The following is a 22,249-nucleotide window of genomic DNA, read 5'->3' on the forward strand; positions in this document are numbered from 1 at the left end:
AGGCGCCGTGACGCTGCGGCTGTTCGCCCACAACCGCCTGGCCCTGGGCGGGGCCGTGCTCGTGGTGCTCGTGGTCACGGCGGCCGCGATGGGCCCCGTCCTGAGCACGCAGGACCCGCTGGCGATGGACCTCGGCGCCCGCCTGCAGGCCCCGAGCGGTGAGCACGCGCTGGGGACGGACCAGTTCGGCCGCGACCTGCTCGCCCGGATTCTCCACGGCGCCCGCATCTCGGTGCAGGTGGGCCTGGTGGCGGTGGCCATCGGGCTCGCCCTGGGCCTCCCGCTCGGGACGACCGCCGCCTTCCTCGGCGGGATGGTCGACCACCTCGCGATGCGGATCATGGATGCCATCCTGGCGTTTCCCGCCATCCTCCTCGCGCTCGCCATCGTCGCCGCGCTCGGTCCCGACATCACGAACGTGATGATCGCCATCGGCGTCCGTTACGCGCCGATCTTCGCGCGCATCGCTCGCGCCGCCGTGCTCGCCGAGCGCGAGAAGGAGTACGTGGTGGCGGCGCAGGCGCTGGGACAGTCCGGCTTCGCCATCCTGACCCGCGAGATCCTGCCGAACTGCTGGGCGCCGCTGCTGGTGCAGGCGAGCGCGAGCTTCGCGCAGGCCATCATCATCGAGTCGAGCCTGAGCTTCATCGGAGTCGGTATGCCGCCCCCCACGCCGAGCTGGGGCACCATGCTCTTCGAGGCGCGTGGCTTCCTCGAGCGCGCGCCGCTGGTGGCGATCTTCCCCGGCTTGGCCATCTGCCTGGCCGTCCTCGGCTTCAACCTCATGGGCGACGGGCTCCGCGACGCCCTTGACCCGCGGCTGCGCTCCGAGCTCGGCCGCAGCGCGGGCGGCGCCATGGCGCTGGTGCCGGCGAGGGGCGGGCGATGATCGAGTTCCTGGCGCGCCGCCTCCTCGTGCTGATCCCGGTGCTCTTCTTCATGTCCGTCATCGTCTTCGGGGTGCTGCGCCTCATCCCCGGCGACCCGGTGGACGTCATGATGGGCGCCGACCAGGTGGACGCCCAGACGCGGCAGGCCCTCCGCCACGAGCTCGGCCTCGACCTGAGCCTGCCGCACCAGTATCTCCGGTGGGTCGGACGGGTGGTGCGCGGCGATCTCGGCCGGTCGGTGCGGAGCCGCGAGAGCGTCGTCGCGCTCATCGCCGACAAGCTGCCGAAGACCCTGCTGCTGACCGCCGCGAGCTCGCTGGTGGCGCTGGTGGTGGCCCTGCCGCTCGGCATCCTGGCCGCCGTCCGCCGCAACACCGGCGCCGACTATGCCGCGATGGTCTTCGCGCTCCTCGGCGTCTCCGTTCCAAACTTCTTTCTCGGCATCCTCCTCGTCCTCGCCTTCGCCGTCGGGCTCGGGTGGCTGCCGTCCCAGGGGTACGCGAGTGTGGTCATGCAGCCGGTGCAGGCGCTGCAGTACCTCCTTCTGCCCGCCCTCACCCTCGGCCTCGCCATGGCCGGCGTCGTGACGCGCATGGTCCGCTCGTCGGTGCTCGAGGCCATCGGGCAGGACTATGTGCGGACGGCCCGAGCCAAGGGCCTCAGCGAGCGCGGCGTCGTGTGGAAGCACGCGCTCAAGAACGCGCTGATCCCCACCGTCACCGTGGTCGGGCTTCAGTTCGGGACCCTCCTGGGCGGGGCGGTGGTCGTCGAGCAGGTCTTCTCCTGGCCGGGAATCGGCTGGCTGGTCGTCCAGTCGATCTTCGCGCGGGACTACCCGGTGGTGCAGGGGGTCACCCTGGTCGTCGGGGTGCTCTTCGTCGTGATCAACACGACGGTCGATGTGATGTACTCGGTCCTCGATCCGCGGGTCCGTGTCGCGTGAAGCCGGAGTGCGAAACCGCGGGCTGTCGGCCGGGCCGGAGGCAGGCGCGGCCGAGGAGCGCCTGAGAGAACAAGGAGGAGAGATCATGGTCAGTCGGCGAGAGGTGCTGAGGGCGGCGGGCGCGGCGGTGATGCTCGCGGGTGTCCGGGGGACGGCGGCGGCCCAGCAGGGGCCGAAGGCGGGGGGGACGCTGCGCGTGGCGCTCTCGACGGCCTTCGACGATCCCGACCCGCACAAGTACCGGTCGATCACGAACTTCAACCTGTTCACGCTCTGCCTCGACGGCCTCACCGACGTCGGGAAGAACTTCGAGCTGAAACCCGGGCTGGCCGAGTCCTGGCAGGTGTCCGCCAGCGGCCTCGAGTACGTCTTCAATCTCCAGCGGGGGGTGAAGTTCCACAACGGCCAGACCCTGACCGCCGAGGACGTCAAGGCCTCGCTCGAGCGGATCATGAACCCCAGGACCGCCTCCGCCCAGCGGAGCGACTTCGCCCTCGTCCAGGGCATCAGCGCCGTCGATCCCCAGCGGGTGAAGATCGTGCTGAAGCAACCGTTCGCCCCGTTCCTCACGAAGGTCGCCACCGTTCGCGTGCCGATCCTTCCCGCCAGCACGCTGCCCGCGGAGGGAGGCGTGAGCAAGGTGGTGGGGACCGGCCCCTGGGAGCTGGTCGAGTGGAAGACCAACGAGTACGTCCGCCTCCGGCGGTTCAAGGAGTATCGCGAGAAGGGGCTGCCCCACATCGACGAGGTCGTCGTTCGCCCGATCGCCGACGGCAATACGCGTCTCGCGGGTCTGCGGGCCGGCGACCTGGACTTCATCCAGGAGGTGCCGTTCAAGGACGTGGACGGACTCCGTGGCGGGGCGAGGAACCTCACGATCTACACGGGGCCCGGCTCGTTCCCCTCGTACATCGTCTTCAACACCCGCAAGCCGCCCTTCGACGACCCGCGGCTGCGCCAGGCCGTTGCCCACGCCGTGGACAAGAGAGCGCTGATCGACGGGCATCTGTGGGGTCACGCCCAGGTGACGAACCAGCCCTTCTCCAAGGGCTCGCCCTGGCACCTCGACGTCAAGGAGCGCGAGCACGACCTCAGCAGGGCCCGCAAGCTCATGGCGGACGCCGGCCTCGCCGGCGGCATCGAGGTGCCCATCCTCATGTCGACGGGGTGGGCGGAGTTCGTCGCGGGCGGGCAGGTCCTGCAGTCGCAGCTCAAGAAGATCGGTATCACGCTCAAGCTCGACGTCACCGACCTGGCCACGTGGGTGGCCCGCGTGAACAAGCGCGACTTCAACCTGTTTTATCTCTGGTACAGCGCGCGGTATGATCCGGACGACTTCTACCGCCGGATGTTCCACTCTTCCGAGGAGGCGAGCAACAACCGCTCCGGCTTCAAGGCGCCGGCCCTCGACGGCCTGCTGGAGCTGGCGGCCACGACCCGGGACCCCGGCGAGCGCAAGAAGATGTACACGCGGGCGCTCCAGACAGTCATCGACGAGGCGCCCCTGATCTGGACGAATATCCCGGACGCCAGCCTCGGCTGGACCGGCGCGCTGAAGGGCTTCGAGACCAACGCGGGCGGGTATCTGAACTTCGCGGGCGGCGGGCTCACGCGGGCCTGGCTGGATCGCTGAGCCGGCATATGCGCGAGGTCTTCGTCCTCGGCGTGGGCATGCACCCCTTCGGGCGGTTTCCCGACACGCCGCTGCGGGCGCTGGCGGGGGGCGCGGCCCGGGCGGCCCTCCGCGGCGCCGGCGTCGGGCCGCGCGAGGTGCAGGCGGCGTACTTCGCCAACGCCCTCGGCGGGCTCCTGACCGGGCAGGAGTCGATCCGCGGCCAGATCGCGCTGCGCGAGGCCGGGGTCGCGGGCGTGCCCGTCGTGAACGTCGAGAACGCCTGCGCGAGCGGCGCCACCGCCTTTCACCAGGCCGTCCTCACGGTGGGCGCCGGGGCCTGCGACATTGCGCTCGCCGTCGGGGCCGAGAAGATGTTCGTGGGCGACACCGGCCAGACGCTGCGCGCACTGGCCGCGTCGGCGGATGTGGAGCTGACGCATGACATGGGGCTGCAGTTCACCGCCATCTACGCGATGCGTATCCAGGCGCGGCTGGCCAGCGGCAGCCTCGCCCTGCGCCACCTCGCCGAGGTCACCGTGAAGAGCCACCGGCACGGGCGGCTGAACCCGTACGCGCAGCACCGCAAGGAAGTCACGGCCGAGGAGGTCCTCGCCTCGCGCCCGATCGCCGGGCCGATCCGGCTCCTGATGTGCTCGTCGGTCAGCGACGGGGCGGCGGCGGCGGTCGTGTGCAGCGCCGAGGTTGCGCGCCGCCGGGCGAGCGCCACCGCCATCCGGGTGCTCGCCTGCCAGCTCCGCTCCGGCGCACTCGGCGCGGGCCGCGAGGGCCAGCTCTCGACGGCGGCGCGCACCGTCAATGCCGCCTACGAGCAGGCGGGGCTCGGGCCCGAGGACATCGACATGGTCGAGTGCCACGACGCCACCTCGCCGGGGGAGCTGCTGTACTATGAGGACCTCGGCTTCTGCAAGGCGGGCGAGGCGGCCCGCCTGCTGGAGAATGGGGACACCTGCCACACGGGGCGGATCCCGTTCAACCCGAGCGGCGGCCTCACCTCGCGCGGCCATCCGGTCGGCGCCACCGGGCTGGCGCAGATCGCCGAGGCCGTGTGGCAGCTCCGCGGCGAGGCCGAGGGGCGGCAGATCACGAGGGTCCGGGTCGCGCTGGCCCAGAACAGTGGCGGGTGGATCGAAGGCGACTCGGCGGCGGGTGTGGCAACGGTGCTCGCCCGATGACGGCCGCGCCCGGCGCCCGCGCGTATCGCCAGCCCTCCGGGGAGCCGCCGCATCTCGTCGGCAGCCGGTGTCGCGGCTGCGGCTGGATCTCGTTCCCGGCGCGCCCGGTCTGTGGCGGCTGCGGGGCCGAGCCTACCGACGAGGTGCCCGTGGGGCGCCGCGGCCGCATTCGATCGAGCGCGGTGGTCCACCACGCCCCGATCGGCTTCGAGCCGCCGTATATCGTCGCGCTCGTCGAGCTGGAGGAGGGACCGATCGTCTTCTGCCCGATCACCGGCTGCCCGCCGCAGGAGGGGGCGGCGGCGCCGGGGACGGCCGTCGAGCTCACCGTGGCGCCCGCCCGGCCCGGCGGGACACCAGTGTTCCAGTTCCGGCCCGCGCAGGCGTAGGCCGAGAGAACCGCCGAGGAGGCGCGCATGTCGAACGAGGACACGGAGAGGGAGATCCGGGAGCGGGTCGAGCAATGGGAGCGCTACCACCGCGAGACGCTGGCGGCGGGGCGGAAGCCGCGCTTCACGACGCCCAGCGGCTTCGATCTGCGCCCGGTGTACACGCCCGCCGAGCTGGCGCAGACCGGATGGGACTACCTCGCCGACCTGGGGCTGCCCGGCGAGTACCCGTACACGCGCGGGCGCGATGCCGCCGGCTATCGCAACGCCTTCTGGCACTGGGAGTTCTACGCGGGGTTCGGCTCCGCCGAGGAAGCCAACCGGCGGTACCGGTTCCTCCTCGATCAGGGCGCCACCGGCGGCGTCTCGATGGCGCTGGACCTGCCGACGCAGATCGGGCTGGATTCCGACCACCCGCTGGCCCAGGGGGAGGTCGGGCGCGTGGGCGTGGCGCTCTGCTCCCTGGCGGATGTCGAGCGGCTCTTCGACGGGATCGACGTCGAGCAGGCGGGGCATGTCTTCACCACCGCCAACGCCATCGGACCGATCTTCCTGGCGTGGATCATCGCGCTGTGCCGCAAGCGCGGCATCGATCCGGGGCGGTTCACGCTCCAGGTCCAGAACGACCCCATCAAGGAGTACGTGGCCCGCGGCACCCAGATCTTCCCCATCGCCCCCGCCGTCAAGCTGGCGGCTGATGCCGTCGCCTACACGAGCCGGCAGCATCCCAACTGGCTGCCCATCAGCGTCTCCGGCTCCCACATGAAGCAGGCCGGCGGCAGCTGCCTCCAGGAGGCCGCGTTCACGATCAACAACGGCATCGCCTACGTGGAGGCGGTGCGCGCCCAGGGGCTGCACGTCGACGAGTTCGGGCCGGGCATCGAGATCCACTTCTGCACGGACATGGAGTTCTTCGAGGAGATCGCCAAGCACCGGGCGGTGCGGAAGGTGTGGGCGCGGCTGATGCGCGAGCGCTGGGGGGCCACCAACCCGCTGGCCATCCGCGGGCGGCTGCACTCGGCGACCTCGGGGCTTCCCCTCACTGCGCAGCAGCCGAAGAACAACATCATCCGCCTCACGCTCCAGGTCCTCGCGCAGATGCTGGGCGGGATCCAGGGCGGCCGCACCGCCTCCTATGACGAGGCCCTCGCCATCCCCACCGAGGAGGCGGTGACGCTGGCCGTGCGGACGAACCAGATCATCGCCCACGAGACGGGGATCGCGGACGTCGTGGATCCCCTGGGCGGGTCCTATTACCTCGAGTGGCTGACCAAGAAGATGGAGGACGGCATCGGCGACTACATCGCGAAGGTCGACGCGATGGGAGGCGCGCTGGGCGCCGTCGAGCGCGGCTTCTACGCCCAGGAGCTGTCCGATGGAGCCTACCGCCAGCAGCGGGCCCTCGATCGGGGGGAGACGGTGATCGTCGGGGTGAACAAGTACCGGACGGACGAGGAGCCGGACATGCCCATCTTCCGCCCCAACCCCGAGTCGGAGCGCCGGCAGATCGCGCGGCTCGAGGAGCTCCGCCGCACCCGGGACCAGGTGGCCGTGGACCGCGCCCTCGGGCGGCTGCGCGAGGTCAGCGTGAGCGGCGAGAATGTGGTCCCGGCCACGCTCGAGGCCGTGGAGGCCTATGCGACCGTCGGTGAGATCTGCGACGTCTGGCGCAAGGTGTTCGGCGAGTTCGTCGACCACCCGGTTCAGGTCTGAGGGGCCGATCGGGTCGGCCACGATCGTCATGGGCGGGCGCCGCGACTGAGGACGAGCCTGCTCCCGGAGTGGAGGGCATGATGGCAACGCCGAGAATCGGGTTCCTGGGGCTGGGCAACATGGGCGGGGCGATGGCGGGCCGCCTCGCGGCGCAGGGGTATGCCGTGACCGGCTATGATATCGACGCGTCCCGCGCCGCCCGGGCGGCGGCGGCCGGGGTCGGCCTGGCTCCCTCGCCGGCCCGCGTGGCGGAGGTCTCGGAGCTCGTCCTGTCGAGCCTCACCGATCCCCCGGCCGTGAGGCGGGCCTATCTCGGCCCTGACGGCGTTCTTGCGAGCCTGCGTCCGGGGATGACCCTGGTGGACATGAGCACCATCGATCCTGACACGTGGCGCGAGGTCGCCGCGGCGGCTGCCGGCCGGGGCGCGGAGTGCCTCGACGCTCCGGTGAGCGGGGGCCCGGCCGAGGCGGGCACGGGACAGCTGGTCTTTCTCGTCGGCGGGGAGGTGCCGGTGCTGGAGCGCTGCCGGCCTGTCCTGAAGACGCTGGGCGCCGAGATCCACCACGTGGGCCCGCTCGGGTCCGGGCACGTGGTGAAGCTGGTGAACAACGTGATGTCCATGGGCAACGTGGCAGTGGCCGCCGAGGCCATGGTGCTCGGCGTGAAGGCGGGGCTGGACCCCCAGCGCCTGTTCGACATCCTGTCCACCAGCGGCGGGCGCTCGCACCATTTCCTCAAGCGCTTTCCCAAGGTGCTCGCCGGGGACTTCACGCCGCATTTCAGCGTCGCCCTGTCGCGCAAGGATCTCTCCCTCGCCCTGGGCCTGGCGGCGAGGCTGGGCCTGCCCATGCTGGCCGCCTCCGCCGTCCGCCAGGTGTACGAGGCGGCTCATGCGCAGGGCTTGGGGGGACTCGACATGGCCGCCGTGACCGCGCTCTACGAGCAGTGGGCCGGGGTGAAGGTGCGCGGGGCGGCGGCAGGGTTCGGAAAGGAGGGGGCAGCCGGAGCGCCGTAGGGAACTCGTCTGGTCAAACCAGCGGCTCAGAGCCGACAGGGGAGGAGACAGGGAGATGCGAGGGAGAGTGCTGAAGGCAGCGTTGATCTGCGCGGTGGTCGGGCTGGCGCTCCAGGTGACCCAGGGGCCGGTCGAGCCCCAGGCGGCCAAGAAGGCGGAGCTGAACATCGGGTTCATCTCCGCCCTGTCGGGCCCCGGCATCGGCTGGGGCATGGGCATGCTGGGCGGCCTCGAGCTGGCTGCCGAGGATGTCAACAAGAGCGGCGGCATCCAGGTCGGCGGCACGGTCTACACCGTCAAGGTGACGGCCTATGACGACAAGTACACGGGTCCGGGCGCGGCTCAGGCGGCCCAGCGCCTGATCTCCCAGGACGGGGTCAAGATCATCGTGGGGCCGCTCGGGTCTGTCCCGATGCTGGCCATCGCGGACATCACCGAGGGCAACAAGGTGCTGGTGCTCTCCAACAGCTACACCAGCAAGGCGCTCGGCGCCAAGAAGCCCTACACCTTCCGGCTGACTCCCACCACCGCCGAGTTCTCCGCGCCGCTCATCGGCTGGCTCGCGAAGAACCGCCCGCAGCTCAAGACCGCGGCGATCATCTCCCCCAACGACGAGTCGGGCAAGGAGGTCATGTCGCACAACGAGAAGGGCTACGAGAAGGCCGGCCTCAAGGTCGTCTTCAAGGACTTCTACGAGCGGGGCACCCAGGACTTCGTCCCCATCCTGACCAAGGTGTTGGCGGCCAAGCCCGACATCATCGACTTCGACGGCTCCACCCCGGTGGACTCGGGGGTCATCCTGAAGCAGGCGCGGCAGATCGGCTATCAGGGGCAGTTCCTGAAGGGCGGCGGACCCGGGACACTCGAGATCATCAGGGTCGCCGGCGCCGACAACGCCGAAGGCCTCCTGTACTACAGCCCCTGGGACCCGAACGACCCCAGGATCAAGTCGCTGATGGAGCGGTTCGAGGCCAAGTACAAGATGCCGTTCAATCCGCTGGGCATCTTCTTCTTCGAAGGCGGGCACATGCTGTTCGACGCGATCAAGAAGGCGCAGAACGTCACCCCCGACGGCCTGCGGAAGCACCTGGAAGGCCAGAAGGAGTTCAAGGGGCTCCTGGGCCGGTACGTCTGGGGCGGCGAGGCCGAGTACGGCATCCGCCACCAGTGGATCGCCCCCTTCTTCGTCGGGCAGGTGCAGAAGGGCAAGGAAGTCATGCTGGCGAAGATCGAGCCGTAGGAATCCGCGCCGCCCGGGACACCGGGCCCGGCTCCGGCCGGGCCCGGCTCCCCGGGACGGGGTGCACGTGCTGACCGCATCGTCGATCGCGCAGATCCTGGTGAACGGCCTCACCGCCGGGGCGTTCTACGTCCTGATGGCGCTCGGCTTCACCCTGATCTTCGGCATCCTGAGGTTGGTGAACTTCGCCCACGGCGAGTTCTACATGCTGGGCGCCTTCGTCGTCTATCACCTGTACGCCCAGCTCGGGCTCAACTTCTTCGTCGCGCTCGCGGCGGCGGCCGTGGCGGTGGGCGTCGTCGGCATCGTGGTGGAGCGGGTGGTCTTCGCGCCGCTGCGCTCGCGGGAGCTGAGCATGCTCATGAGCGCGCTGGGGCTGCAGATCGCCGTCCAGGGCATCATGGCCGTGCTGGAGGGGATCGAGGGGCTGTCGCTCGCCTCTCCGGTGAGCGGGGTGTACCGGAGCCAGTGGATCACCTTCCCGTACGAGCGCCTGCTCGTCGTCGGGGTCGCCTTCGTCGTGCTCGCCGGCTTCTACGGCTTCATCAAGCACAGCAAGATCGGGCGGGCGCTGCGTGCCGTGGCCCAGGACGGCGAGGCGGCGCTCATGCAGGGCATTCCCGTGAACCGGATCTACGCCGTGGCCTTCGGCGTGGGCTCCGGGCTGGCCGCCATCGCCGGCGGGCTCATCGGCCCGGTGTTCTCCCTTCACGTGTACATGGGGCAGGCCGCGCTCCTCAAGGCCTTCGTCGTGGTGATCCTGGGGGGACTCGGGAGCGTGCCCGGTGCCCTCGTGGGCGGGCTCGTGCTGGGCCTCGCCGAGAGCCTCTTCGCCACGCTCTTCGGCGGCCTCACCTCCGACATGCTGGGCTTCCTGATGATCATGGGGATCCTGCTCTGGAAGCCCACGGGGCTCCTGGGCCGGGCCGAGGCCTGACATGGTCTCCCCGAATCGCCAAGGCCGCTGGGTCACGCCCGCGTTCCTCGTGCTGGCGGTCGGCTTCGCGTTCCTCGCCCCGACGCTCTTCGAGAGCAGCTTCTGGCTGCATCTCTTCGACATGATGCTGGTCAACGCCCTGATGGCGCTCGGGCTGAACGTGATCCTGAAGACGGGGCAGATCTCGCTGGCCCATGCCGGGTTCATGGCCATCGGGGCCTATACCTCGGCGCAGCTCACGGTGAAGCTCGGGCTGCCGTTTCTCGCGGGCTTCCTCCTGGGCGGGCTCCTGGCCGCGCTGGCCGCTTTCGTCGTGGGCCGCGTCATTCTCCGACTGAAGGGCGTCTACTTCCTCCTCTTCACCTTCGCGCTCAGCGAGTTCCTCTTCCTTCTGAGCAAGAACACCCCGGCGCTCACCGGCGGGAACACCGGGGTGGTGGGCATCAAGCCGCCGGCGCTGCCCTTCCTCGCCGAGCCCCTGCGCTCGAAGGCGGCGTTCTACTACCTGGCCCTGGTGATCCTGACGCTGGCCGTGGCCTTCGTCGCCGCGCTGTACCGGTCGCCGTTCGGCCGGGCCATGAACGCCGTGCGCGAGTCCGAGCTCCTGGCGGGGGCCACCGGCTACGACCCCATGCGCGTCAAGGTCATCGCCTTCTCCGTCGGCTGTCTCCTGGCGGGGCTCGGCGGGAGCCTCTTCGCCCACTTTCTCCTCTACATCGCCCAGTTCAGCTTCACCTTCTGGGAGTCCGTGAACTTCCTGCTGATGAACATCGTCGGCGGGACCGCCTCCCTGGCGGGCCCCATCATCGGCGCCATGATCATCACGCCGCTGCCGGAGTTCCTGCGGGCCTACGTGGTCTGGCAGCAGGTGCTCTACGGGCTCGTGCTGATGCTGTTCATGCGCTTCCTGCCCGACGGGGTCGTCTCGCTGCTGGGGCCGCCGTATCGGGCCCTCGCCGGCTGGCTGGGCCGCCTGGGCCGGCCCGCGCCCGTCGAGGAAGCGGTGCCGGGCGCGGGCGAGGGGAGCTGAGGCGTGGGCGCCATGCTGGAGGTCCAGGGCCTCTCGAAGCAGTTCGGCGGACTCCGCGCCGTGGACGACCTGTCCCTGACGGTGGACGAGGGCAGCATCGTCGGGCTGATCGGGCCCAACGGCGCCGGCAAGACCACCGTGTTCAACCTGGTGACGGGGCAGCTCAGGCCCACCGCGGGCGACGTGCGCTTCAAGGGCCGGCGCACCACGGGCATGCCGCCCCACCACCTGGTGCGGCTGGGCCTCGTCCGCACCTTCCAGTCCACGGTCCTCTACAGCGACTCCTCGGTTCTCGAGAACGTCCTGCGCGGCGCTGCGGTGCGGAGCCGCGTCGGGTTCTGGAGGGGGCTCGTGGCGTCGCGGCAGGCCGCGCGGGAGGAGCGGGAGGTCCGGGAGCGGGCGCTCGAGCTGCTCGACTTCGTGGAGCTCGGCCCGCTGCGGGACGAGCTGGCCCGGAACCTCCCGTACGGGCATCAGCGGGCGCTCGGCGTGGCCATCGGGCTGGCGACGGCGCCGGCGCTCCTCATGCTGGACGAGCCCGTGGCGGGGATGAACCCCGAGGAGACGGCGCACATGGCGCGGCTGATCACCCGGGTCAACGCGCGCGGCACCACCATCGTGGTGGTCGAGCACGACATGAGCTTCGTCATGCAGCTCTGCCGGGAGATCGTCGTGATGAACTACGGCAAGAAGATCGCCGAGGGGACGCCCGAGCGCATCCGCAATGACCCGGCCGTGGTCGCGGCCTACCTGGGGGTGGACGAGGATGCCCCGGCTTGACGTGCGCGACCTCCACGTCTCCTACGGCAAGGTGCGGGCGCTGCAGGGGGTGACGCTCAGCGTGGAGGAGCGGCAGATCGTCGCCATCGTGGGCGCCAACGGCGCCGGGAAGAGCACGGTGCTCAAGGCCATCATGGGGCTGGTGCCCGCCGCCGCCGGGGAGCTGCACTTCGGCGACAGGCGGCTGGACCACATGTCCTCTCCCGGCATCGTGAGAGCCGGAGTGGCCATCTGCCCCGAAGGGCGGCGGCTCTTCCCGGAGATGACCGTGGAGGAGAACCTCCTGATGGGCGCCTACCAGCGCGGCAGCCGCGAGGCGGCCGCGGCGCTCGCGGAGGTGTACGGCTACTTCCCGATCCTGACCGAGCGCAGCCGCCAGCTCGCCGGCAGTCTTTCGGGCGGCCAGCAGCAGATGGTCGCCATCGGCCGGGCGCTCATGTCGGGGCCGCAGCTCCTGCTTCTGGACGAGCCGTCGCTGGGGCTGGCGCCCCTCGTCGTCCGCGACATCGCGAGCATCATCCGGCGCATCCACGCGCGGGGCGTCTCCGTGGTCCTGGTCGAGCAGAACGCGCGGATGGCCCTCAGGCTCTCTCACCGCGCCTACGTGATGGAGACGGGGCGGGTCGCCCTGTCCGGGACGGGCGAGGAGCTGCTCAACAACGCCCAGGTCCAGCGCTCCTACCTTGGGCTCTGATGTCCTGTCTCGGGGATCGGAGGAGAGGGCGGCGGCCGCGGCAGGGGGCCCTCCCCGCGGAACACGCTGAGTCGCGACCCGCGGCAACGGCTCGTCGGGAGCCACGAGATCGAGGTCTTGGGCTCCGGTATCGCGCAGAAGCCACGGTTCCGCGGGGAGGGCCCCCTGCCGCGCCCGGGTCTGGCGCCATGGCTCGTGAGTAGTCAGGCTTAGAGATTTCCGCTCGGGAGGGGAACCGAGGTGGCGAAGCTACTGGGGATCGACGTGGGAGGGACCTTCACCGACCTGTTCTACCTCGACGAGGCCACGGGACGGGTCGGCATCAGCAAGGCGTCGACGACGCCGCAGGACCTGTCCGTGGGGCTCTTCAACGCCATGGCGCACATCGGCGTCTCGGCGGCGGAGATCGACCTCTTCATCCATGGCACGACCATCGCGACCAACGCCATCATCGAACGCAAGGGCGCCCGCTGCGGCCTCATCACCACGCGGGGGTTCCGGGACGTGCTCGAGCTGGGGCGCCGCGACCGGCCGCACCTGTACGGCCTGCACGGGGTCCAGGAGCCGCTGGTGCCGCGTGACCTGCGGCTGGAGGTCGGCGAGCGGATGAGCCACCGCGGCGAGGTCGTGGAGCCGCTCGACGAGTCCGGCGTGCTGAGGGCCGGGGAAGTGCTGCGGGCCCGGGGCGTGGACGCCGTGGTGGTCTGCTTCCTGCACTCCTACGCGAACCCGGCGCACGAGCGCCGGGCGGGGGAGCTCCTCCAGGCGCTCGATCCCCGCTGGACCGTCAGCCTCTCCTCGGAGCTCCTCCCGGAGTTCTACGAGTTCGAGCGCTTCAGCACGGCCACCGTGCACGCCTTCCTCCAGCCGATGGTGGCCCGGTACGTGGGGGCGCTGAAGGAGCGGCTGGCCGGTGCCGGCTTCCACCGGGACGTGCTCTTCGTGCAGTCCAACGGCGGCATCATGTCGAGCGCCACCGCCTGCCAGCGGCCGGCCAACCTGGCCCGCTCCGGTCCGGCGGCCGGCGTCACCGCCGCCAGCTACGTGGCGCGGCTGGCCGGCTTCGACAACGTCATCTCGGCCGACATGGGAGGCACGAGCTTCGACGTGTGCCTGATCCCGGGCGGGCGGCCCCACACGAGCGACGAGACCCAGCTGGACTTCCGCCTGCCCCTCCGGGTGTCCATGATCGACGTGCACACGATCGGGGCCGGCGGCGGCAGCATCGCCTGGATCGATCGCGCCGGCATCCTGCAGGTCGGCCCGGAGTCGGCCGGCGCGGACCCGGGCCCCGCGGCCTATGGCCGGGGCGGCACCAGACCGACAGTCACCGACGCCAACCTCGTGCTCGGACGGATCGACCCCGGCTTCGTGCTCGGTGGCCAGCACGGCATGCGGATGGATCCGGACGCCGCGGCCCGGGCCATCGAGGCCGAGGTGGGCAAGCCCCTGGGGCTCGGGCTCGAGGAGGCGGCCACCGCGATCATCCGCGTGGCCAACAACAACATGGCCGGGCGCATCCGGATGGTGTCGGTGGAGCGGGGGTATGATCCCCGGGACTTCGCCCTGGTCGCCTTCGGCGGCGCGGGTCCCCTCCACGCCGCGGCCCTCATGAGGGACGTGGGGATCGGGCGCTCCATCATCCCGTACTATCCCGGCGTGCTCTGCGCCCTGGGCTGCGTGACGGCCGACGTGCGCCACGACTTCGCGCGCACCGTGATGCGGAGCCTGGACGACCTGGACCCGGCCGGCTTCCGCGCCATGGTCGAGGAGAGCGTGGCGGACGGGGTCCGGCTCATCCAGGAGGAAGGGGTGCCCGTGGAGCGGGTGGACGTGCTGCTGGCCGCCGACATGGCCTACGAGGGGCAGCGGCACAATATCCGGGTCAGCCTCCCCGCCGAGCTCACCCGGGAGGCCATCGCGGCGGCCTTCGCCGAGGCCTACCGGGCCGAGTACAAGCAGACGCTCGCCGGCCTCCCCGTGCGCCTCACCACGCTCAGGGTGACGGTGCTGGGGGTCCGGCCCCGGCTCGACATCGCGGGCTGGGTGGCCGGCGCCGCCGGCGGGACGCAGCCGCCGAAGGGCCGGAGGCGCGCGTACTTCGACGGCCGCTATCACGACACCCCGGTCTACGCCCGGGCGGCCCTGTCCCCGGGCAGCGAGGTCCCGGGCCCCGCCATCGTGGAGCAGGAGGACTGCACCACCGTCCTCGAGCCGGATACGACGGCGCGGGTCGACCGGCTCGGCAACCTGATCCTGGAGGCGAGACAGCGATGAGCACCCGCAGCGTCGTGGATCCCATCACCCTGGCCGTGGTCAAGGGTGGTCTCGAGCAGGTCGTGGACGAGATGGACGCGATCATCGTCAGGGCCGCGTTCTCCCCCGTCATCTCCGAGCAGCTGGACCGGGCCAGCGGCGTCTTCCACCCGCGGACGGGCGAGGTCGTGGCCCAGGGGCGGCTCACCCTGCCCATCTTCATGACCGCCATGCAGTTCTCGGTCCAGGCGGCCATGGCCGCCGCCGAGCGCCGCGGCGGCTTCAGGCCCGGAGACATCTACATCCTGAACAACCCCTATCTCGGCGGCACCCATCTGCCCGACGTCAAGCTCGTCATGCCCGTGTTCCAGGGCGACGAGATCCTCGCGCTGCTCGCGGCCTGCGGGCACTGGAACGACATCGGCGGCTCGACCCCCGGCGGGTTCGCGCCGGGCGCCACCGAGATCCACCAGGAGGGGATCATCATCAACCCGGTGCCCCTCTACCGGCAGGGACAGTTCCAGGAGGACCTGCTCGGGCTCCTCATCGACAACGTGCGCGTGCCGGAGGAGCGGCGGGGCGATCTCCAGGCGGTCATCTCCGCGCTGCACGTCGGGGCGGGCCGCTACCACGACCTCGTCGCCCGCTACGGCGCCGACACCGTCACGGCCTGCTTCGACGAGCTGAACGAGCGCTCGGAGCGGCACATGCGCGCCCTCATCGAGGAGATCCCCGACGGCACCTACGTCTTCGAGGACGCCGTGGACAACGACGGCCACGTGGACCAGCCGCTCGTCGTGCGCCTGGAGCTCCGAGTGGCGGGGGACCGCATGACCTTCGACTTCAGCCGCTCCTCGCCCCCCGCCCGCGGGCCCGTCAACCTGCCCCGCAAGACGTGCATCGCCTCGTGCCAGATCGCCATCAAGCACATCTTCCCCGAGGTCACGATCAACGGCGGCTGCTTCCGCCCCTTCGACTACGTGATCCCGGAGAGCACCTTCGTCGGGGCCGAGTACCCGTACCCCATCAGCGGCTATCTCGAGACGGTGGGCCGCGTCATCTCGGTGGTGTTCGGGGCCATGAGCCAGGCGCTCCCGGAGCGGACCCCCGCCGATCTCTTCGGCACCACCGGCGTCATCACCATGGCCGGCACCCATCCCGAGCGCGGCAACTACTACGTCATGCTCTTCCCCGGGGCCGGGGGCTACGGGGGCAATCCCCAGGGGGACGGCCTGGTCAACGGGACCACGGCGCTCGGCGCCGCCAACTTCCCCTCCGTGGAGTCCGTCGAGCACCGCGTGCCGGTGCGGGTGGAGCAGCTGGCCATCCGGGAGGGCTCCGGCGGGGCGGGGCGCCATCGCGGCGGCTGCGGCACCGCCTACCGCTATCGCAGCCTCACTGACGAGATCGCCGTGGCCGTCCTCGGCGACAGGCGGGACTACCTGCCCTTCGGCGTCCTCGGCGGCAAGCCTGCCGCCGGGGCCGACGTCGTCTTCCGGACCGGCGCGGGCGAGTCCCGGCTTCCCTTCGTCACGAAGGGGCGGCGCATCCTCGCCCGTGACGAGGTCGTGGAGTATCTCTCTCCTGGCGGCGGCGGCTACGGGGACCCGCTCGAGCGCGACCCCGAGCGGGTGCTGAGGGACGCCGTCCTGGGCTATATCGGCCCCGTCGAGGCCAAGGAGCAGTACGGCGTCGTGCTCGAGGCGCGGGCGGGCGCGGATGGGCTGGCCTCGTGGAGCCTGGACAGGACGGCGACCACGGCGCTCCGGGCCGCGATGCGGCGCGGTGAGGACGGGCGCGCCCGCGTCCAGGCCGCCGGGAGGGGACGGGCGTGAGCGCCGGGCCGGCGGGCGGGCACGTGAACGGCTTCCCCCATCTCTTCGCTCCTGGGCGGGTGGGCACCCTCGAGCTGAAGAACCGCCTGGTGTTCGCCGCCACCAGCTCCGAGCTGGCGGACGGGGATGGCCACGTCACCGACGACATGGTGGAGTTCTACGCGGAGCGGGCTCGCGGGGGCACGGGGCTCCTGGTCGTGGAGGCCACCTACGTGGAGCAGGAGGGCAAGCGCCTCCATCACAACGCCATGCTCCACGACGACAGGTACATCCCAGGCATGCGGCGCCTCGCCGGGGCCGTCCACGCCGCCGGGGCCAGGATCGCCCTCCAGCTCAACCACGGCGGCCGCGAGTCCCTCCCCGAGATCTCGGGGTCCGTCCCCCTGGCGCCCTCGCCCGTGCCCTCCCGCTTCACCGCCGTGGGCGATCCGGTGATGCCGAGAGAGCTGGACCTGGAAGGCATCCGGCGGATCATCAGGCGCTACGTCGAGGCGGCGGTCCGCGCCCGGCAGGCCGGCTTCGACGCCGTCGAGCTGCACGGGGCGCATGGCTACCTGATCGGCCAGTTCATCTCGCCGGAGGCCAACCGGCGCGAGGACGAGTACGGCGGCGACACCCGGCGCCGCGCCCGGCTCTTCGTCGAGCTGATCCAGGGGATCAAGCAGGCGCTGGGCGCGGACTTCCCCGTCATCTGCCGGATGAACGGCTGCGATCATGTCGCGGGCGGGCTCGAGCTGGGCGAGGCGGTGGAGGTCGCCGCCCTCCTCGAGGCCGCCGGCGCCGACTCCGTCAGCGTCTCGGGCGGGATCCATTCCTCGCGGCCCTACCGGATCGTGCCCGGGATGTCGGTGGCTCGCGGCTGCTACGTGCCCTACGGCGCAGCCGTCAAGGCGCGTCTCGGCATCCCCGTCATGACCGTCGGCCGCATCAACACCCCCGAGCTGGCCGAGGAGATCCTGGCCCACGGCAAGGCCGACTTCATCTGCCTCAGCCGGGCCCTCCTGGCCGACCCCTTCTTCCCCGCCAAGGCCGCGGCCGGGCTTCCGGACAGGATCGCCCCGTGCATCGCCTGCAACGAGTGCCTGGCCACCATCCACCGGCACAAGGGGATCGCCTGCACCGTGAATCCCATGGTGAGCCGGGAGCTGGAGTTCAGGCCCCTGCTGGCCCGGGCGGTCACCCCGAAGCGGGTGGCCGTCGTCGGGGGAGGCGTCGCGGGCATGGCGGCCGCCGTGACGGCCGCGGGGCGCGGCCACGAGGTCCACCTCTTCGAGAAGGACGGCGCCCTCGGCGGGCAGCTGCTCCTGGCTTACCTGCCGCCCCACCGCGACGAGCTGGAGAATCTCCTCCGCTACCTGGAGCGCGAGGTGAAGCGGCTGGGCGTCACGGTGCGCCTCGGCCGGGCCTTCACCCCGGACGATTCCCGGCAGCTCTCGCCTGACGCCATCATCCTGGCCACGGGAGCGGAGGCCCAGCGGCCCGGGGTGCCGGGGGTGGACCTGCCCCATGTGGTCATGGGCTGGCGGGTCATCGCGGGGCTCGAGGAGACCGGCCGGAACTGCGTCATCATCGGGGGCGGCCTCGTGGGGATGGAGGCGGCGGATTACCTGGCCCACCGCGGGAAGCGGGTGATCGTGATCGCCCGCTCGGAGCTCCTGAAGAAAGCCGTGCACGCCGACCGCGTCTACTTCCTCGACCGCATCCGCGACCTCGGCATCGAGGTGCTCACCCACACCCGGGTGCGCGAGATCGGTCCGGACTCGGTGGAGATCGAGCCGCCGGGCGGCTGGCGACGCGTGCTGAAGGACGTGGACAGCGTGGTCCTCTGCACGGGCTACCGGCCCCGGACGGAGCAGCGCGACGCGGTCGGCGCGCTCGGCATCCCCGTGCACCTGGTGGGGGATGTCCAGGGCTCGAGGAAGTTCTTCGAGGCCGTCGAGGAAGGGACGCTGGCCGCCGTCACCCTGTAGCTCTCTCGCTTTCCCGAAGGAGGGGGACTGGCCACGCTCACAGGAAAGGTCGCTCTCGTCACCGGAGCCGCGCAGGGTCTCGGGTACGCGATCGGCTCGACGCTGGTCGAGCACGGCGCCCAGGTCGTCCTCGCCGACATGGACGTGGAGGGGTGCCGCGCCGCCGCCGACCGGCTCCGGGCCGGCGGGGCCGCCGTCGTCGCGGTCGGGGGCAACGTCGGGGAGGTCCCGGATGTCCAGGCCATGGTGGGCGCCGCCGTCAGCGCCTTCGGCCGCCTCGACATCCTCGTCAACAATGCCGGCGGCAGCGCCCGGACGCCGCTCCACATCGAGGAGGTCACGGAGGCGGACTTCGACCGCGTCATGGCCTGGAACGTGCGCGGCACCTTCTTTTGCACCCAGGCCGCCCTGCTCCATCTCAAGGTCCGCGGCGGATCCATCGTCAACATGGCGTCCATCGCCGGGCGCGGCGGGACGGACGTGGTGAGCCCCCAGTACAGCGCCGCGAAGGCCGCCATCATCGGGATGACGCGGAACCTGGCGGCGCACCTGGGGCGGTACGGGATCCGGGTGAACGCCATCGCGCCGGGCTTCATCAAGAGCAGCCCGCGCGTGGAGGCGATCTGGAAGACGCGCAACGAGGCGGAGATGCTCGGGCGCGTGCCCCTGGGCCGCCGGGGCGAGGCGGACGAGATCGCCCGGGCCGCCCTGTTCCTGGCCTCCGAGGCCTCCAGCTACATCACCGGCGCCGTCCTCGACGTGAACGGCGGCTTCTTCTCCGTGTGAGCCGGAGACCGTCCATGGAGCTCACCGGCCGGCGCTTCCTCATCACCGGCGGCTTCAGCCTGATCGGCTCGCACATCGCCGAGCAGGTCCTCGCCGCCGGCGCGGCGGAGGTGGTGCTGCTCGACAATGCCGCCACCGGCTCGCCCGCCAGCGTCGAGCACCTCGTGCCCGGGGGACGCGTCCGCATCGTCCGGGGCGACATCCTCAGGATGGACCAGGTGCTGCAGGCGCTGGAGGGGGTGGACGGGGTCTTCCACACCGCGGCCCTCCTCACGCTGGGGATCTCGCGCGATCCCTGGGCCGGCGTCGACGTCAACGTGCGCGGCCTCATGACCGTGCTGGAGGCCTGCCGCTGGCGCGCGGTGCGGCGGCTGATCTATTCGTCCTCCGTGGCGGTGTACGGCAATGCGCTGGGGGAGATCGTGACGGAGGAGACGCCCTTCCTCTCCGTGGGGGTGCAGCCGGTGGCGGCCCTCTACGCCACCTCCAAGCTCATGGGGGAGCAGCTCTGCGCGCTCTACAGGGAGCGCCACGGGGTGGACGGCATCGCCCTGCGCTACTCGACGGTGTACGGGGAGCGCCAGCACGCCCGCGGCGTGAACGTGCTGCATATCCTCGAGGCCTATGACCGGATCAGGCAGGGCCAGCCCCCGGTCATCCCGGGGGACGGCCGCGAGGTCCACGACTACGTCTACGCGGGGGACGTGGCGCGCGCGAACCTGCTGGCCATGGGGAGCGACTGCTCCGGCGAGGCCTTCACCATCGCCACCGGCGTCGCGACCTCGCTCGAGGAGCTGGTCCGGATCCTGCTCCGACTCACCGGCTCGGCCCTCGCGCCGGAGTACCGGCCCGACGGCGGCCGGGTCCGCTCCGCGGGGGCCACGGAGATGCGCTTCAGCCGCGAGAAGGCGGCGGCCAGGCTCGGCTGGACGCCGGAGGTCTCGATCGAGGAAGGGCTGCGCCGCCTCGTCGCCTGGCGGGAGGCGACCACGGCGGGGGCGGCGCCGCCCGTCAAGACTCAAGGAGGATCGTGATGCCCGAATGGGATGTGATCGTCGTGGGAGCGGGCAACGCGGCGCTGGCCGCCGCCGTGTCGGCGCGGGAGCAGGGGGCCGGCCGCGTGGCCGTGCTGGAGAAGGCCCCGGTCGAGCTGCGCGGCGGCAACACGCATTACAGCGGGGGCCTCCTGCGCTTCGCCTACGACCGGGCCGAGGAGTTGCTGCCGCTCGTGCCGGATGTCGAGCGCGAGGTCCCGGGGTTCCTCGCGGGCGTCGAGCCCTATCCGCGTGACCGCTTCCGCGCGGACCTGGCGCGGGTCACCGAGGGGCGGACCGACCCCGAGCTGTCCGAGATCCTGATCGGGCGCTCCAGGGAGACCGTCGGCTGGATGGCGAAGCAGGGCATCGTGATGGAAGCGGCGGTGTCGCTGAGCGCCGTGCGGGTGGGCGACACGGTCAAGTGGTCGCCGGGCGCCGTCATCCGGGCCCAGCACGAGGGCGTGGGGCTGTCCCGGATGTGGTTCGACATCGCCGAGCGGTGCGGCATCGAGATCCGCTACGACACCGGCGCGGTGCGGCTCGTGCAGGACGCGCGCGGCCGGGTCACCGGCATCGTCGTCCGTGACCCCCAGGGGTTCCGGGAGCTCTCCGCCCAGGCCGTGGTCCTCGGCTGCGGCGGCTTCGAGGCGAACCCGGAGTGGCGGGCGCGCTATCTCGGCCGGCCGTGGGACGGGGCCAAGGTACGCGGGACGCGCTACAATGCCGGCGACGGGCTCCGGATGGCGCTCGAGATCGGCGCCCTGCCCCATGGCCAGTGGACGGGCTGCCACTCGACGCCCATCGACGCCGCGGCGCCGCCTCACGGGGACCGGAAGCTGACCGACAAGACGAACCGCCTGTCGTACCCCTTCGGGGTCCTCGTCAACGCGCGCGGCGCGCGCTTCGTCGACGAGGGTGAGGACTTCCAGTTCTACACCTATGCGAAGCTCGGCGGGATCATCCTGAACCAGCCCGGCGGCGTGGCGTTCCAGATCTTCGACGCCAAGGTCGCCGACCTCCTCGAGGGGCGCTACAAGACCGGGACGCCGATCGTCGCGGACTCCCTCCGGCAGCTGGTCGAGCGCCTGCCCGTGGACCGGACGGCCTGCCTGGAGGCCCTCGAGGCGTACAACGCCGCCGTCGAGGACGGCCGCTTCGATCCCACGGTCAAGGACGGCCTCAGGACGCGGGGGCTCGCGCTGCCGAAGTCGAACTGGGCCCAGCGGCTCGAGGCGCCGCCCCTCGTCGCCTATCCCGTCACGGGCGGGATCACGTTCACCTTCGGCGGCGTGCGCATCAGCGAGCGCGGCCAGGTGCTGAGCACCGCCTGGGCGCCGATCCCGGGGCTCTATGCCTGCGGCGAGATGGTGGGCGGGCTCTTCCACGGGAACTACCCGGGCGGCACGGGACTGATGTCCGGCGCCGTCTTCGGGCGACTGGCCGGCGCCAATGCCGCCGGTGAGTAGCCGCGGCGGGCCGCCCGTGAAGGGCCGGGCGGAGCCCGGGACGGTGATCCGCGTCGTCGTGGCCAAGCCGGGGCTCGACGGGCACGACCGCGGCGCCAAGGTGATCGCGCGCTCGCTGCGGGATGCCGGCATGGAGGTGGTCTACACGGGCATCCGGCAGACCCCGGAGACGATCGTGCGGGTGGCGCTGGAGGAGGACGCGCAGGTCATCGGGCTGAGCATCCTGTCCGGCGCCCACCTCCTGCTCTGCGAGCGGATCATGGGGCTGCTCCACGGGCAGGGGATGGGGGACATCGTCGTCGTGGTGGGCGGCACCGTGCCTCGCGACGACGTCGCGAGGCTGCTGGCCCTGGGCGTGGCGGGCGTGTTCGGGCCGGGGACGGCTGTCCAGACCATCGTCGACTTCATCCGCCGCGCCGTCGAGGAGCGCGGGGTCGGCCGCCGGCGATGAGGTGGAGG

The 22,249-nt window shown here is 71.4% G+C and carries 19 protein-coding genes; all 19 read left to right on the forward strand.

Going from position 1 to position 22,249, the window contains the following annotated elements; translation table 11 throughout:
* Window positions 1-7 precede the first annotated feature (7 nt).
* The 19 genes from HYV93_14390 to HYV93_14480 all read left to right on the forward strand — a co-directional run bounded on the left by HYV93_14390 (window position 8) and on the right by HYV93_14480 (window position 22,241).
* Window positions 8-889 carry an ABC transporter permease gene (locus HYV93_14390; GenBank protein MBI2527158.1) on the forward strand — a complete coding sequence of 294 codons (882 nt, stop codon included), beginning with the start codon at window positions 8-10 and terminating at the stop codon, window positions 887-889.
* Window positions 886-1,833, forward strand: coding sequence for an ABC transporter permease (locus HYV93_14395; protein MBI2527159.1), 948 nt, complete (start codon window positions 886-888; stop codon window positions 1,831-1,833). The genes HYV93_14390 and HYV93_14395 overlap by 4 nt, the downstream gene beginning before the upstream one ends.
* 85 nt (window positions 1,834-1,918) lie before the next feature.
* A complete protein-coding gene (locus HYV93_14400) occupies window positions 1,919-3,466 on the forward strand; it encodes a hypothetical protein (GenBank protein MBI2527160.1) in 1,548 nt (515 codons plus the stop codon).
* An 8-nt stretch (window positions 3,467-3,474) separates the two neighbouring features.
* On the forward strand, window positions 3,475-4,641 hold the full coding sequence (locus HYV93_14405; protein MBI2527161.1) for a thiolase family protein: 1,167 nt from the start codon (window positions 3,475-3,477) through the stop codon (window positions 4,639-4,641).
* 86 nt (window positions 4,642-4,727) lie between these two features.
* Window positions 4,728-5,030 carry an OB-fold domain-containing protein gene (locus tag HYV93_14410; GenBank protein ID MBI2527162.1) on the forward strand — a complete coding sequence of 101 codons (303 nt, stop codon included), beginning with the start codon at window positions 4,728-4,730 and terminating at the stop codon, window positions 5,028-5,030.
* A 27-nt stretch (window positions 5,031-5,057) separates the two neighbouring features.
* A complete protein-coding gene (locus tag HYV93_14415; protein ID MBI2527163.1) occupies window positions 5,058-6,743 on the forward strand; it encodes a methylmalonyl-CoA mutase in 1,686 nt (561 codons plus the stop codon).
* 80 nt (window positions 6,744-6,823) lie between these two features.
* Window positions 6,824-7,759: an NAD(P)-dependent oxidoreductase gene (locus HYV93_14420; GenBank protein ID MBI2527164.1), complete on the forward strand. Its 936-nt coding sequence runs from the start codon at window positions 6,824-6,826 to the stop codon at window positions 7,757-7,759.
* A 55-nt stretch (window positions 7,760-7,814) separates the two neighbouring features.
* Entirely contained in the window at window positions 7,815-8,999 is a 1,185-nt protein-coding gene (locus HYV93_14425; protein MBI2527165.1) for an ABC transporter substrate-binding protein, read from the forward strand.
* Between the two features lie 67 nt (window positions 9,000-9,066).
* Window positions 9,067-9,936: a branched-chain amino acid ABC transporter permease gene (locus HYV93_14430; protein MBI2527166.1), complete on the forward strand. Its 870-nt coding sequence runs from the start codon at window positions 9,067-9,069 to the stop codon at window positions 9,934-9,936.
* Between the two features lies 1 nt (window position 9,937).
* On the forward strand, window positions 9,938-10,966 hold the full coding sequence (locus tag HYV93_14435; protein ID MBI2527167.1) for a branched-chain amino acid ABC transporter permease: 1,029 nt from the start codon (window positions 9,938-9,940) through the stop codon (window positions 10,964-10,966).
* Between the two features lie 3 nt (window positions 10,967-10,969).
* On the forward strand, window positions 10,970-11,746 hold the full coding sequence (locus HYV93_14440) for an ABC transporter ATP-binding protein (GenBank protein MBI2527168.1): 777 nt from the start codon (window positions 10,970-10,972) through the stop codon (window positions 11,744-11,746).
* Entirely contained in the window at window positions 11,733-12,440 is a 708-nt protein-coding gene (locus HYV93_14445) for an ABC transporter ATP-binding protein (GenBank protein ID MBI2527169.1), read from the forward strand. Before HYV93_14440 ends, HYV93_14445 begins: the two co-directional genes overlap by 14 nt.
* A gap of 240 nt (window positions 12,441-12,680) precedes the next feature.
* The gene (locus tag HYV93_14450) at window positions 12,681-14,717 is read left to right on the forward strand and encodes a hydantoinase/oxoprolinase family protein (protein MBI2527170.1); all 2,037 of its coding nucleotides are present in this window, start codon (window positions 12,681-12,683) and stop codon (window positions 14,715-14,717) included.
* Window positions 14,714-16,531, forward strand: a complete 1,818-nt coding sequence (locus HYV93_14455) for a hydantoinase B/oxoprolinase family protein (protein MBI2527171.1) — start codon at window positions 14,714-14,716, stop codon at window positions 16,529-16,531. The genes HYV93_14450 and HYV93_14455 overlap by 4 nt, the downstream gene beginning before the upstream one ends.
* Window positions 16,528-18,501: an FAD-dependent oxidoreductase gene (locus HYV93_14460; GenBank protein ID MBI2527172.1), complete on the forward strand. Its 1,974-nt coding sequence runs from the start codon at window positions 16,528-16,530 to the stop codon at window positions 18,499-18,501. The genes HYV93_14455 and HYV93_14460 overlap by 4 nt, the downstream gene beginning before the upstream one ends.
* A 27-nt stretch (window positions 18,502-18,528) precedes the next feature.
* A complete protein-coding gene (locus tag HYV93_14465; GenBank protein MBI2527173.1) occupies window positions 18,529-19,287 on the forward strand; it encodes an SDR family oxidoreductase in 759 nt (252 codons plus the stop codon).
* Window positions 19,288-19,301: 14 nt separating this feature from the next.
* Window positions 19,302-20,321, forward strand: coding sequence for an NAD-dependent epimerase/dehydratase family protein (locus HYV93_14470; protein ID MBI2527174.1), 1,020 nt, complete (start codon window positions 19,302-19,304; stop codon window positions 20,319-20,321).
* Window positions 20,321-21,790, forward strand: a complete 1,470-nt coding sequence (tcuA, locus tag HYV93_14475; protein ID MBI2527175.1) for an FAD-dependent tricarballylate dehydrogenase TcuA — start codon at window positions 20,321-20,323, stop codon at window positions 21,788-21,790. The genes HYV93_14470 and tcuA overlap by 1 nt, the downstream gene beginning before the upstream one ends.
* Window positions 21,774-22,241, forward strand: a complete 468-nt coding sequence (locus HYV93_14480) for a cobalamin B12-binding domain-containing protein (GenBank protein MBI2527176.1) — start codon at window positions 21,774-21,776, stop codon at window positions 22,239-22,241. Before tcuA ends, HYV93_14480 begins: the two co-directional genes overlap by 17 nt.
* Window positions 22,242-22,249: the final 8 nt, after the last annotated feature.

Source organism: Candidatus Rokuibacteriota bacterium, assembly GCA_016188005.1.
In the GTDB taxonomy this organism is placed as follows: Bacteria; Methylomirabilota; Methylomirabilia; order Rokubacteriales; family CSP1-6; genus UBA12499.